Source organism: Bradyrhizobium sp. Rc2d (assembly GCF_900099855.1).
Classification (GTDB): domain Bacteria; phylum Pseudomonadota; class Alphaproteobacteria; order Rhizobiales; family Xanthobacteraceae; genus Bradyrhizobium.
The window spans coordinates 40,801-53,551 of the sequence record NZ_FNCU01000057.1; the positions used below are offsets into that span (position 1 = coordinate 40,801).

Sequence of the window (12,751 nt, forward strand, 5' to 3'; positions counted from 1 at the left end):
CATCGGCCTTTCAGAGTGCGCTCATGCCGCCATCCACCACGAGATCAATGCCGGCGACATAGCTGCTCTCGTCGGAGGCGAGAAACAGCGCGGCTGCTGCGATCTCCTCAGGATTTCCAAGCCGGTTGAGTGGAACGGCTCGGACGAAGTTAGCTCGGATCGCATCGGCGCCTTCCTTCGTTGCGGCTTGGGAATCGATAATCGGCGTGTCAACTGGCCCCGGGCTGATCGCGTTGACACGGATACCGCGATCCTTCAGCTCGGCCGTCCAGGTGCGCACGAAGGAACGGACGCTGGCCTTCGTCGCACTGTAGGCGGTGTAGCCGGGGATGCCTTTGAATGCTGCAATCGAGGAGATCACAATGATGGAGCCGCCATCACGGATCAACGAAAGCGCTTTCTGAACCGTGAGAAGCAAGCCCCGAACATTGATCCCGAAGGTCTTATCGAAATTCGCTTCGGTCACATCGACCAGTCTCTCGGGCGCGATGAATCCGGAGTTAGCAACAAGGACGTCGATCCCGCCTTTTTCCTCGCCGATTCTGGCATAAAGGCGAGTGAGATCGTCGAGGGATTGGACGTCACCTGGTACTGCTGTGACATCGTGTCCGATCAGGTGGACCGCTTGTTTGAGCTCGCTCTGCCGGCGCCCTGTAATGTAGACATACGCGCCTTCCTTTGCGAAGCGATGGGCTGTCGCCAAGCCGATGCCGCTGCTGCCACCTGTGATGATAGCGACCTTACCCTGTAATTTGCGCATTGCTCTTTCCTCCTGTGTCAAGCCGGCCGGATTGGCCGTGGCGCTCAGGTAGCGGGGAGGCAGTCCGACCAGCTAGGCAGGTGGGATGAATAGACCTCATTCCGCGTTGGAATATTCGCAGGTACCGCGTTAGCGACCAAGCGAACAGGGTACTGATGTACGCTGTCCATTCTGTTGCGAGCCTCATTAGGGTGCTCAAGCTGCAGTGATGAAACATTTGAGCCGTGGCCCGAGGACGGTGACGCTGTCCGTTTCGTTGGAGTCATACGGGAGGCTAAAGAAGACCGCCGTTCTGGGAAGCGGGGGCGTGGGACCAGAGATTACTTCCATCGGGAATGATCACTTCGCGACCCGCGTCAGCACCCGCGACAGATGATCAGCTTGCGGTCCAGTTCCTGGTCGAGCCGCTGTTGCTGACGCTCCCAGGCCGCGATGGCCTCAGCTGGGGGTACGTCGGCCCGGCGCGGTTGGCGATGGCCAACCGGAGCAAGCCAGGGCAGGTGCGAGGTCAGCACCATCGACCGGCTCCTTGCAACGGCCGCCTTGGCGTCGGGATGATCTGCAGTCGTGCCAATCGGAAGATCAGGGAAGACGCTGGCAGGATCTTGGTAGGTCGCATTTGCTGGGGAAAGCAGGCCGACAAACACGAGAGCTGCGATGGTCTTCAGCGTTGAGCGCTTCAAAATCGGTATGCGGGACATGGCGACACTCCTTGGCAGGAGGCTCGAGATGAGCAACTCCGTTGTGTGTCACCGTACTCGTTCAGCTTAAGCGCTGAATGCCGCCCGGGATCGAAGACATGCTCCTTCGTCTCATCCGCGGACGCCTCATGACCGTATTGGCTGGTTCACTCGGTCATGCGTTGAACGCACGTTCGAAGAAGTCCACGAACGCGCGTGCCTTCGCTGTCGCGGCGCGCCCGGTCGGAAGCACGGCCCACAGGTCGAGGGCCGGGAGGCTCCATTCCGACAGGACTGCACGCACGGCCCCCGATCGTAGTTCGGGGCTGAACATCCACTCCGACGCGATGGTGAGGCCAACATCGGCAAGCACCGCAGATCTGACGCCCTCAGCAGCGGTCACCCGCAATCTGCTTTGAACGGTCACGGCCAATTCGGAGCTTTCGCGCCGAAACGACCAAATGCTGCCTTCTTGGAGATAGACGACGGCCTGGTGCTTGCTTAGTTCACTTGGGGTCTTGGGCGGGCCCGCGCGATCGAAATAGGCAGGCGTCCCCAAGACCAGGCGCTTGCATCTTGCGATACGGCGGGCCGTCAGCGCCGAGTCCATCATCTTTCCCATCCGGAGAGCCACGTCGATGCCCTCCTGGATAAGGTCGATCTGACGGTCGTCCAGAACGACCTCGAGGTCCAACTCCGGATGCTGCGCCAGAAATTTCGGCAAGAGCGGAATAAGGTGGATCCGGGCAAAGGTGACGGCGGCGCAGATGCGCAATCTGCCTTTCAGTCCGGCACTGGCTCCGCGCGCGGCGCGCTCGGCCTCAGCCGCTTCCTCGAGGGCGCGCTTGGCGCGCTCGAGATAACCGAGCCCGGCCTCCGTTGGGGTCAGGCCACGCGTCGAGCGCGTCAGCAGCTTGACCCCGAGATACTCCTCGAGCTGCGCGACCGACTTTGAGACCGCCGGTTGTCCCACCCGAAGCTGCCGGGCCGCTCCGGAGAAAGACCCAGTTTCAACAACCCGCACGAACGTCTCCATCGAAGCCAGACGATCCATCTTATTCTCCGCAGGAATGAGCGATATCGCTCCGCTCTATCTGCCACGCCACGCGGAAATTGGCCATCTCTCCAGGCATCCGAGCAACTGCTCGGCAAAGGAGAGAAGCGATGAGCACCCGTGAACACCCGATCGTGATGCAGGTCCGAAGCGCCGCTACAGGCTTAAGCTGTATGACTGGCGAAAGTCTTCGCGCTCCAAGCCATTCAGACCCTGAGCGGGACAGCAAGGGATGCTCTGTTAGCCTATGCGATGACGGGCAGCGCGATGGCGAGCCTCGCCATCATTGCCGCGCCGCATCTGGAAATGCGGCTGCGCTGCACCTCCCATGGCCGAGGATGAAGGGGCGCTACCGCGCGTGGCACCTTCGGTAGTTGACACGGCCTCGCCAGGAATTTGAATCAGGCGGGGCAAGCGCATACCGACAAGCGAAACGAGGATGTCTCCAATGGAGCAACCGATCAAACACCGGACGGCGGCGATCTCGCAGAACCGCGCACCGGACCGGGCCAGCCTTCCGGGCCAAGTCGTACTCGTGCTGCAGGGCGGCGGCGCATTGGGAGCCTACCAGGCCGGCGTGTACCAGGCGCTGCAAGAAGCTGGCATCGAGCCAAACTGGATCGTCGGCACATCTATCGGAGCGATCAATGCCAGCGTGATCGCCGGAAACACGCCGCAGGACCGGCTGGCACGCCTCATCGAATTCTGGAGCAGGGTGCAGCGCGCTCACCACTGGGACTTGCGGGGCGTGTTGCCGGGATTCGCTGATCGATGGTCCTACTGGACCACGCTGACGCAAGGCATACCCGGCTTCTTCAAGCCCAATCCATTAGCCCATGCAGGTGATCGCTACCCACTGGGGCCGGATCACGCCGGTTACTATTCGACAGCGCCGCTTGAGACCACTCTCGCCGAGCTCGTCGACTTCGATCTGATCAACAAGGGAAGCCCGCGCCTCACCGTCGGAGCGGCACACGTGCGCACCAGCCAGATGACGTATTTCGACAGCCGGCATTGCAAGCTCGACGTCAAGCACATCATGGCATCCGGCGCGCTGCCGCCGGCATTTCCGGCCGTCCGCGTAAACGGTGAGCTTTACTGGGACGGTGGTATACTCTCTAACACGCCGACCGAGGTGGTGCTCGACGACAACCCACGCAGGGACTCGCTGATCTTCACCGTGCACCTCTGGAATCCGGTAGGCGCCGAGCCGACCAGCATGGCCGAGGTTCTCAGCCGTCATAAGGATGTCCAATATTCCAGCCGGATCGCAAGCCAGATCACGCGACACCAGCAAGCACACCGGTTGCGCCACGTCATCAACGAGCTCGTAGCGCGATTGCCGGACGCCGAGCGCGACAAGCCGGAGGTGCGCGAATTGATGAGCTACGGCTGCCAGACCCGGATGCATGTGGTGCAGCTGCTGGTTCCGCAGCTCGATGACGAGGACCATACAAAAGACGTCGATTTCAGCCCCGCCGGCATCAAACAGCGTTGGGACGCGGGCTACGCCCATACAAAGGCTGTGCTCGCGCGAGAGCCCTGGGTCGGCCAGTTCGATCCGCTGTCGGGTGTGATCCTGCACGAGGCCGGAGAGTTCACGGCACTCGCCGCCAAGTAAGGTGAGGTGAGCGCCATGAAATGTCTATCCGACACTGACGGGCAGCTGGTAGAGGCGCCCGGTTGCGTCGAGGTCCTCGACGCGCCATTCGCCGCCGACACCTTCGATGATCCACCTGAGCAGCGCCCACAAATCGGTGTCGACATTGGCGTCGTCCAAGGTCTCGAATGCATAGGGCAGGGCGTAAATCTCGATCCCGTCCGGAAAGGGCTCGCCGCTCCGTCCGATGAATACGAGCGCGTAGGTCATTCCGGAAGGCGCTCGCACGTAGCCCGGCCGCGACAAACCTGTAGAATCCAGAGCGAAGCGACGCACGAAGAAATCCCGGAATTCGGGGTAGTGTCCGACCCGATCCTCGGTCAGCACCAGTGCCCTTCTCGTTCCATTAAGCCCAGGATTATCGATGATTTCGATCTGCGTCATGACTGTCTCCTCTCGATGCGGTCGAGGAAACCGTTGATCTTCTGCGCGATCTCGGCACCGGAATCCTCCTGCAGGAAATGTCGTCCCGTCACCAGTTCGGGTCCCTCGGCATGCGGCAGGAGTTCCTTGAAGCGCATCGCGAAGGTCTTGTAATCGAACACGTCGTCCTCTCTGCCCCACACCAGAAGCGTCGGAAATCTCGATCGCCTTAGCTCGCGCTCGAGCCATTCGAAGCGCGAAAAGCCCCGGGCGCTCTCGTCGAGCGGAATCCAGCGCGGCCACGTCCACGTCAGAAGACGCGCTCCCGGATCCGGCAGTATACCTTCGTAGATGCTCTGCGCCCCGGCTGCGAACTTCTTTCGATCGACCACCGACAAATACATGCCGCGGCCGGCGAGGGCGTTGTGGCGGCCGAGAAGATACGGACCTACGGCGGGCGCGTGCATCATTCGCCAGGGGAAGATGCGTTTGTGGAATTCGGCCGGTGGAAGCGGCCATGCCCATGTGCTCATGATGACCAGAGCGCGCACGCGGTCGGCATTCGACAACGCGAACCCTAAGCCCGTCGGGCCGCCCCAATCATGACAGACCATGGTGGCGTCACGGACACCGAGTTGGCGCAGCAGGCTTGTCAGGTTCGCAATGTGACCGTCGAGAGTATGCGCCTGTTCGCGCACAGGCTTCTCAGAGAGCCCGAATCCGATCATGTCCGGAACGATGACACGTCGCCCGGCCGCAGCCAGCGGCTTCACGAACTTCCGGTACAGGAATCCCCACGCAGGATTGCCGTGCAGGAGAACCACCGGAGCACCGGCGCCTTCGTCGATGTAGTGCATGCGACAGCCGTTGACGCGTCTGAACTTGGGTGCGTACGGCCATTCAACGTGTTCGAAGCGCGGGGGCAACACTTGCGTCCCTCCTGGTTCGTTCATTGCGTTTTTCCTAACGATGCATGGCTTTTCTAGACGTGACTCACTGGCTCTTACGATCTGGGCCGACGGCGAGCCACTCCTGATACGGCAATAAGACTTATTCCATCGCGGAATAAGCTCACCGATCACCGGCTATTGATTGATTCGTTCTATTGAATGATGATCATAAGCCAATAGACATGGATCGTTCTGAGACGCAGCGGAGAATTGCAAAAATGGGAAAGCCGAAATTCCTCCTCACCGGCTCGACCGGCGATACCGGACGAAATGCGACGCACAAGCTGCTCGAGCAGGGCTTCGATGTCCGGGCACTGATCCACAAGGAGGACGAGCGATCTGCCAAGCTAAGCGCGGCCGGCGCCGAGATCGTGGTCGGCGATCTTCTCAATCTGGAGGAGGTCCGAAGCGCGCTGGACGGCATAGCTGCAGCGTATTTCGTCTTTCCCATCCAGCCCGGATTGATCGAAGCAACCGTCTATTTCGCGCAAGCGGCCAAGGAGGCGGGCATCGGTGCCGTCGTGAACATGTCGCAGATCTCCGCCCGGCGAGAATCGGAGAGCCACGCCGCCCGCGACCACTGGATCGCCGAGCGCGTATTTGACTGGTCCGGAGTACCGGTGACGCACCTGCGCCCGACATTTTTCGCGGAATGGCTGCTGTATCCGGGTAACCGCAACGCCATCGTCGAACGAGGTGTTATCGAAATGCCGCCACGCGCCGATAGCGGCTGAGGATCAAGCGCGGCTTATTGCAGAAATCCTGACAAAACCCGAGCCTCATGCCGGAAAGACCCACTCTCTTCACGGTCCGATTGAGATGAACCAGGCAGGGATTGCCGCAGCGGTAAGTGAGGTGCTCGGCCGGAAAATCACGTACCAGCCGATCACGATCCCGCAGTATCGAGAGCGCCTCGAGAAGGCGGGGCGGCCAGCGTTTTTGACGCAGCATCTCTGCGCGGTGGCCCTCGACTATCAGAACGGAATCTTCGCGGGCGAAGACGAGGTCATCGCGGAGGTGACGGGCAGAGCGCCAATGACTGTCCAGGAGTTCGTTAGGCAACACCAGGAGGGGTTCAAGTCAGAGGATGCCGTTGCTTGATCCGCAATGCAATTGGTCTGACCGGTGCGCCCTGCCAAACCCAGGTTTGGCTTATCGAGCACGACGTCATAGGAGCGGAACATCGGGCGCCGAGTGACTCGAGAGGGCATGCTGGTGCTGTGAGCGCCCTGAGGTGAAATTCCGACTGGACGAAAGCGCCGTTTTAGCCGGCTGCCTGATGCAAGGATCACGTAGCGGGAGATGGTTCGATGACCGCACGCACTCCAGGCCGCGAACGGCGGCGGCTCGAAACCGTCCTGCAAGCCACTCGCAGTACTACTCGAGAGCCACGAGTGATTAACTCGTTTGTGAGCGGGATGAGGCTCGAACCTAGGACGTGATTAGAGTAGCGTTCTCCACCGGCTGAGCTACGCAGCTATGGTAGGTAGGTGGTGGCATCGCGATAAAAACAATGTCGAGGCGTGTGTCCGGCCGGGGTTATTGCCGTTCCTCGTACCTGTTGCAGCGGCCATCGCCCTGCTGTACCCGGTTGATTTCCTGAAATGGCGGATCACAACGCAGGAGCGTGTACACCTTGGAAGAGGGCGGGGGGACACGCCAGCACAGATTCTGGCCCGCGGGTATCTTGTACGTTTCCCCGTTTGCCAATGTATAGCTGCACGCGGCATTTGTGCTGTTCATTTTCGCCTCTGCGTAGGCCTGGGTGAGTGAGATCACCGCGAGGAACATCGCCAATAATACACGCATTTTGTTCGTTCTCCGCATGTCTGACCACAGATAGTAAAACTGGGATGCGGGCATCGCTGCAACAAGACAGCTCCAAGTCAAAAATTTCTGAAAAGCACGTCTGGAAAGTTACAAGCATGTGACGCGTAAGCCTGTCCCTGTTGAGACCGCACGGCCTTGGCGGCCACCAAGTCGAGATCAGGTCAGGCGGAATGCACGGTGGAAGTTGTCAATCTGCTCGTCCAACCTGAGAGCGGAAAAGGCGAGACAAACTTCCACGCGCTGCGCCAGGTCTGCGAATCCGGCGTCTGCGAGTTGCTGCAATGAGGGCCGCATATCTCGTCGCCGCCCAATACTATTTCGGAGTATCGGCCGGATTGACGAACTTGCGTCCACTCGGTCCTGTGCCACTGACTTGGATCAATACAGGCTCGCGTACTTCGACGAAGTGGGCGACGTTTGCGGGCTCGGTGTAAAAGCGTCCAGCAGGAAGTTCTTTCAGCGATACCGGATCGAACCTTTCACCGTAACCGGTATACCAATTCCCCGACAGAATCGTCACTTCCCGGGAATCCGGGTGCGTATGCGGAGCAAGCTTGTACCCGGCGGGAAACTTTAAACGGACCGTGTAGGGCGCGCTTGGTTGGATCGCCCACCAGGTTTGTTTGCTCCATTCCTGGAAGTACCAAGCCACCTTGCGGCATCCATTTCATTTCGGACGGCGCGAGCGCCATTACTCCAGGCGCGGAAGTTTGGGCTCCAGCAAGCGTGCTGATGCCCGCGATTGCCAGAAGGCAGACCGAGGATACGAACATGTGAAGAGGCTTCCTCATAGGCTGCTACGCCGCGTGTGCTCAAGGCTCGTTCTAAGACCACGGCATTGCCGTCCGTCACGGCAAGCGGCCCTTAGAAGCCAAATCTTGAGACCACCACCATCACCAACATCATCGACTTCCGGAGCGCATCCGCGCGCCGTATCTCTTGCGTGCCTGCCGAACCCGCTGAGCCCCGTGTAACAGGCCGCCAGCGCGCCAGCCGTAACCGCAATCCGCTGCGGCATCCCTGCAATAGCATTTCCTTGGCCGTGACAGTCGCGGGGAAATTCCAGAGGGCGAAGCGCTCTGGATCGCCCCCTATCTCGATGAGGGCGCCATACTCTGGAAAGGCGTAGAGGCGGCTCCCTCCTCGTCGAGGAGCTATTCCAGCTTATGCTGTGCAGCACAATGGGAGGGCGCAGCAATGAGCAACGTTGTTGAGCTACAGCTGCCTGATCGCTTCGAGAATGAGGCGGACATCCAGAATATCGTTCTGCTGACTGACTTGCTGTCGTGATGCTGGCGCAACCCGATGCGGATACGGCCATCGAGGGGATGCACCGCGTCACGCAGATCATCTCGGATCATGCGCACGCCCTCCAGGAGCGCCTACGGAACGGGGGCTTGGCATGAAGCGCCGGCTCCGATCGCACAGGAAGCGCAACCGGCAGTGGCTTGCGGCACATCCGCCGGCTGAGGCGGTGAACACGAGGCCCGCCGATTCATGCTGCCGGGCCGCCGTGTTTGGAAGCACGTGCGGTCAGAAGTCCGGATCGCAATCTACAGTCCAAACCCCTGCCGGCGCGCGAGGCGGATTTTTCATTGGCTAGCCATCTCGGCAGGTGATGCCGAGGCGGTCGCAGATGAGTGCGAATGACTCTTTTGATTTAGAATCTTCAAAGCAGAACCTGGTGCCGATCTCGGCGCGGTCGGTCCACCAGCCGACGTTAGCTTCTTGCGAGATGCGAGCTGCTTCGCCCCGCAACAGGTCAAGTTGTTTTCCGGCAGCACGAACAATCAGACAATTCTCCTTGGGCATGAAACGTTCTCCAATGGCAATTGGACGCCGCAAAATTTTCGATACAAAAACGGCTCACCGCCGGTTCCGGCATCCATATACGTGAAATTGAAAGTCAACGAAGTGCGGGAAGGCACCGCCGGGGCTGGCTGATGGCGGCGGGCCTTCTTCCTAAGCACAAGACTGCGTATGTCCCCCACGGCCCCGTCCCAAAGGGCATCTTGGGGCCTGGTTGGTTACCAAAGTCTATGTGAGGGCGGCTTGCGGGTTATCTGCCGCAGGGGTTACGATGCAACCTATTTTAGAATTTTCTTTTTGGAGCTACTCATTGGTAACAAGCATTCAAACGATCGTGTCGGCTTATGTGCGTCTGAAGAACCGGCAAGCCCTGGAGAATATGCGAGATCTTCGGCGCCAGTTGCTCGAACAGCTACAGTCCACATCTAGCATCAATCCGGCTGAATCTCGAGATGCGCTACTTGAGGACCTCCAAGTGATTGAGGCTGGACTGGAGCAGCTCCAGCTGAGGCAGTAACGGTTCGCCTGACAGTGCACGCCGGCAGAGCTATGTGTTAACCAGAAGGTGCCGTGGTGATCGTGCGGAACACCACGGCGCCGGCCGCAGGAGCTGTCGCCAGGCAGCTCCTGCGGCCCTTTGCTCTCGGTTCGCAGGTCGTTCTCATACGTCGGTGGACCGAGTTGATTTGGGGGGCCTAATTCGATCTATAATCACCAGATGCCCCGGTCAGACTGTGGAAATTCTTACAGTGACCCATCGCTATGCTGGCAACATGAAACTTCGTCAAACGCGGATAGGACCCCAGCATAGTTGTTCCGGTAACGACGAAGGTAATGGCTGCGATTGCAACTAAGATTGTGCGCATGGGAAACCTCTGTTTCCCCCGATTGATGGTTCGTCCGACAGCCCGATCAAAGGTTCAAATGGGACAACTTGCGATCGTCTCGACTTTCGCCTGGAAGTGGATGCTCGACCCGACGTTCAGCGTTCTCAATTGGCTCCTCTACCATTTCGGCCATCGCTCGGCGAGAAGAAACGCGGCGCGGCTAGGCAAGGAATGCGCTCGCGCTGACTGAGCTCATACCGAGACTGAACTCGCACATAGCCCGCCTTTTGGTGCTATACTCCACTGCGCCTTCATAAGGAGGCCCCCATGACAAACTACAAAGCCGTTGCTGCGCTGGTTGGTTTGAGTTTGGCCTTGCCCGTTGTTGCACTGGCCCAGGACCAGCCCCTCGCGGAACAGCTCGTCAATGCAATGAACAAGGTATTCGGGATACACACCGGATTCCGGGCCAATCACGCCAAAGGCATTGTGGGCGAGGGAAGTTTCAAGGCATCCCCGGAAGCCGCAGGGCTAAGCCGAGCGGCTCTATTCAGCGGCGCCACGATCCCGGTGACGGTGCGCTTCTCGGACTCCTCGGGGGTACCGAACCTACCGGATGGGTCCGAAAATGCCAATCCGCACGGGATGGCAGTGAAGTTCCATCTGCCGGACGGCAGCGACACCGACATTGTGATCAATTCCTTCAAGTTCTTTCCTGTGTCTACAGGCGAAGAGTTTCGCGACCTGCTCTTGGCGCTGGCGGACAGCCCGCCGAATGCTACCAGGCCGACGAAATTCGAACAGTTCGCGGCGAGCCATCCCTCGGTTCCTGCCGCTTTCGGCACTGTGGCCACGCCAGACAGCTTCGCCGACGAAGAATACAACGGCATTGATGCGTTCGTTTTCGTCAACAAAGCGGATGAGAGGCAGGCAGTCCGGTATCAGATGCTGCCTGAGAACATCGTTCACCTGGATAAATCTGACGCGACGAAACGGACACCGGACTTCTTGATGGAAGAGTTGCCAGATCGTCTGAAGCGGGGGCCGGTGACGTTTCACTTCAAGGCACAACTCGCTGCGGCGGACGATTCCACGAAAGATCCGACAAAACCCTGGCCCGCGAATCGTAAGGTGGTAGAGCTTGGAGTGCTGACGATCGACAGGGCGGCGGAGAACAGTGTCGAGGTCCAGAAAAGATTGCTGTTTCTGCCGGGTCAGCTCACCGATGGAATCGAGAAGTCCGATGATCCGCTGATCGACATCCGCGATGCGGCATATGCTGTTTCGTTCTCGCGACGCAATCCCTGACCGTCAAACCGTGGAAATAATATCGTCACGTTCGCGTTCGGGTACCCAGTCTGGGCAAATGCCTCCTGGTGGCCCGAAGCTGCTGACGGCCGATGGGCAGAGCCTGTCCGCTCTGCCCAGGTGATTCAGACATCAACTTGTTCGGCAATCGCGAGCGCGTCGTCCACCTCGATGCCGAGATAGCGCACCGTGCTTTCGATCTTGGTGTGGCCGAGCAAGAGCTGCACGGCTCGCAGATTCCCTGTGCGCCGGTAGATCAGCGTTGCCTTGGTCCGGCGCAGGGAGTGGGTGCCAAACACCCTCGAGTCAAGCCGATGCTTGCCACCCAATCGGCGAGCAGGCGAGCATATTGGCGGGTTGTCATCGCCCGATTGCGCCCGCGGCGCCCAGTGAACAAATACTCACCTGGCCTCTTGCCGGCTTCCTTCAAGAAGTCGTCAACGGCTTGCCGGGTTTGATCCGTCAACTCGAACTTGACCGGCCTCCCGGTCTTCTTCTGCCGGACGGTCGCACGATCGACGGCATAGCCATTCGGAGCGACATCTTCGACCCTCAAGGCGACGACGTCGCAACCACGCAACTTGCTGTCGATCGCAAGGTTGAAAAGGGCAAGGTCGCGGGTCCGTCTTTCGATCAGGAGCCGGGTTCGGATCGACCAAACTTGGTTTGGCCGCAGCGGAGGTTTGGCTCCGATCAGCTTTCCCTTGTTCCAGGGTGTCCGACGAGCTTTGGCGGAGAGGCTGTTTTCGTCAGGCATGATCGTACTCCTCGGTTTGTGAGGGTACCGAGCATGCGTGTTGACGCGCACATCGTGTCTGCTTTCAGAGGCTTGCGGCCGCGGGGCGCTCTGGGGGCCGCTTTAGCTCCGCAGTGAATGACCCGGAATGGACATTGTTTCGCAGCCGCGAAGGCTCGTTGGTACAGCCGTTCTGCTCTGTTTGGAAACAGGCATCTGATAAATTTGGCCGACGCCATCGACTGGGAGACGGCATGATGTCAGCTGCGTCGGAAGTCAAATCTGCGGGCGCGAACATTCAGGCGAGCACGATCAGCACCATTGTGCTCGGCTTTGCAGCCGATCCAATGGCCCGTTGGGTTTGGCCCGACTCATCCGAATATCTCAGGATTATGCCTGAGTTCGTTCACGCATTTGGCGGACGGGCATTCGAGCATGGCACCGCTTACATCACGGAAGGGGCTCGCGCGGCCGCCCTGTGGCTGCCGCCCGGCGTCGAGCCTGATGAAGCGGCCATGGGCGCAATCATGGCGCAGTCCCTGCGTCCGGAGATCGCCGACGATATTCCACACCTGCTCCAGGGAATGGCCGAACATCATCCCCACGAGCCACATTGGTATCTGCCCCTCATTGCCGCCGATCCGAACTGGATCGGCCAAGGCCTCGGCACATTGCTGATGAAACACGCTCTTCGACGATGTGACGAGGAGGGCATCGCCGCCTACCTTGAAAGTTCGAATCCGCGAAACATTTCCCTTTATGAGCGCCACGGCT

At 59.6% G+C, this 12,751-nt stretch carries 10 protein-coding genes and 2 pseudogenes; 4 read left to right on the top strand and 8 right to left on the bottom strand.

Features of this window, described 5'->3' with window-relative positions:
- Positions 1-10 precede the first annotated feature (10 nt).
- The 3 genes from BLV07_RS39770 to BLV07_RS39780 form a co-directional block, all read right to left on the bottom strand.
- Positions 11-760, bottom strand: coding sequence for an SDR family NAD(P)-dependent oxidoreductase (locus tag BLV07_RS39770; RefSeq protein ID WP_091897341.1), 750 nt, complete (start codon positions 758-760; stop codon positions 11-13).
- A gap of 356 nt (positions 761-1,116) precedes the next feature.
- Positions 1,117-1,461: a hypothetical protein gene (locus tag BLV07_RS39775; RefSeq protein WP_143035654.1), complete on the bottom strand. Its 345-nt coding sequence runs from the start codon at positions 1,459-1,461 to the stop codon at positions 1,117-1,119.
- A gap of 154 nt (positions 1,462-1,615) precedes the next feature.
- The gene (locus BLV07_RS39780) at positions 1,616-2,494 is read right to left on the bottom strand and encodes a LysR family transcriptional regulator (protein ID WP_091897346.1); all 879 of its coding nucleotides are present in this window, start codon (positions 2,492-2,494) and stop codon (positions 1,616-1,618) included.
- 448 nt (positions 2,495-2,942) lie between these two features.
- On the opposite strand from BLV07_RS39780, the gene BLV07_RS39785 reads away from it, so the two are divergent.
- The gene (locus tag BLV07_RS39785) at positions 2,943-4,115 is read left to right on the top strand and encodes a DUF3734 domain-containing protein (protein WP_091897349.1); all 1,173 of its coding nucleotides are present in this window, start codon (positions 2,943-2,945) and stop codon (positions 4,113-4,115) included.
- A gap of 24 nt (positions 4,116-4,139) precedes the next feature.
- Here BLV07_RS39785 and BLV07_RS39790 read toward each other — a convergent pair whose 3' ends face one another.
- Positions 4,140-4,538 (bottom strand): hypothetical protein, encoded by a 399-nt coding sequence (locus tag BLV07_RS39790; RefSeq protein ID WP_091897352.1) that lies wholly within the window; start codon positions 4,536-4,538, stop codon positions 4,140-4,142.
- The gene (locus BLV07_RS39795; RefSeq protein ID WP_176946069.1) at positions 4,535-5,374 is read right to left on the bottom strand and encodes an alpha/beta fold hydrolase; all 840 of its coding nucleotides are present in this window, start codon (positions 5,372-5,374) and stop codon (positions 4,535-4,537) included. The genes BLV07_RS39790 and BLV07_RS39795 overlap by 4 nt, the downstream gene beginning before the upstream one ends.
- A 311-nt stretch (positions 5,375-5,685) precedes the next feature.
- Here BLV07_RS39795 and BLV07_RS39800 point away from each other — a divergent pair.
- Positions 5,686-6,568 (top strand): annotated as a pseudogene (locus tag BLV07_RS39800) (NAD(P)H-binding protein).
- A gap of 1,042 nt (positions 6,569-7,610) precedes the next feature.
- Here BLV07_RS39800 and BLV07_RS46975 read toward each other — a convergent pair.
- Positions 7,611-7,949: a cupin domain-containing protein gene (locus BLV07_RS46975; RefSeq protein WP_143035655.1), complete on the bottom strand. Its 339-nt coding sequence runs from the start codon at positions 7,947-7,949 to the stop codon at positions 7,611-7,613.
- Between the two features lie 947 nt (positions 7,950-8,896).
- Complete coding sequence (locus tag BLV07_RS39810) at positions 8,897-9,109, bottom strand: hypothetical protein (protein ID WP_091897361.1); 213 nt, start codon at positions 9,107-9,109, stop codon at positions 8,897-8,899.
- Positions 9,110-10,260: 1,151 nt separating this feature from the next.
- Between BLV07_RS39810 and BLV07_RS39820 the strand changes: the two genes are divergently transcribed.
- On the top strand, positions 10,261-11,241 hold the full coding sequence (locus tag BLV07_RS39820; protein ID WP_091897367.1) for a catalase family peroxidase: 981 nt from the start codon (positions 10,261-10,263) through the stop codon (positions 11,239-11,241).
- A 125-nt stretch (positions 11,242-11,366) separates the two neighbouring features.
- On the opposite strand, the pseudogene BLV07_RS39825 reads toward BLV07_RS39820, so the two are convergent.
- A pseudogene (locus BLV07_RS39825) lies at positions 11,367-11,998 on the bottom strand (tyrosine-type recombinase/integrase).
- Positions 11,999-12,231: 233 nt separating this feature from the next.
- Between BLV07_RS39825 and BLV07_RS39830 the strand changes: the two are divergent.
- Positions 12,232-12,751, top strand: a 520-nt coding sequence (locus BLV07_RS39830) for a GNAT family N-acetyltransferase (protein ID WP_244551372.1), incomplete at its 3' end; no start/stop codon positions are given.

Excerpts from the sequence above, each read along its gene's own strand:
- BLV07_RS39780 (WP_091897346.1), bottom strand. The coding sequence starts at position 2,494 with ATGGATCGTCTGGCTTCGATGGAGACGTTCGTGCGGGTTGTTGAAACT.
- BLV07_RS39775 (WP_143035654.1), bottom strand. The coding sequence starts at position 1,461 with ATGTCCCGCATACCGATTTTGAAGCGCTCAACGCTGAAGACCATCGCA.
- BLV07_RS39795 (WP_176946069.1), bottom strand. The coding sequence starts at position 5,374 with ATGCACTACATCGACGAAGGCGCCGGTGCTCCGGTGGTTCTCCTGCAC.
- BLV07_RS39790 (WP_091897352.1), bottom strand. The coding sequence starts at position 4,538 with ATGACGCAGATCGAAATCATCGATAATCCTGGGCTTAATGGAACGAGA.
- BLV07_RS39810 (WP_091897361.1), bottom strand. The coding sequence starts at position 9,109 with ATGCCCAAGGAGAATTGTCTGATTGTTCGTGCTGCCGGAAAACAACTT.
- BLV07_RS39770 (WP_091897341.1), bottom strand. The coding sequence starts at position 760 with ATGCGCAAATTACAGGGTAAGGTCGCTATCATCACAGGTGGCAGCAGC.
- BLV07_RS39820 (WP_091897367.1), top strand. The coding sequence starts at position 10,261 with ATGACAAACTACAAAGCCGTTGCTGCGCTGGTTGGTTTGAGTTTGGCC.
- BLV07_RS39785 (WP_091897349.1), top strand. The coding sequence starts at position 2,943 with ATGGAGCAACCGATCAAACACCGGACGGCGGCGATCTCGCAGAACCGC.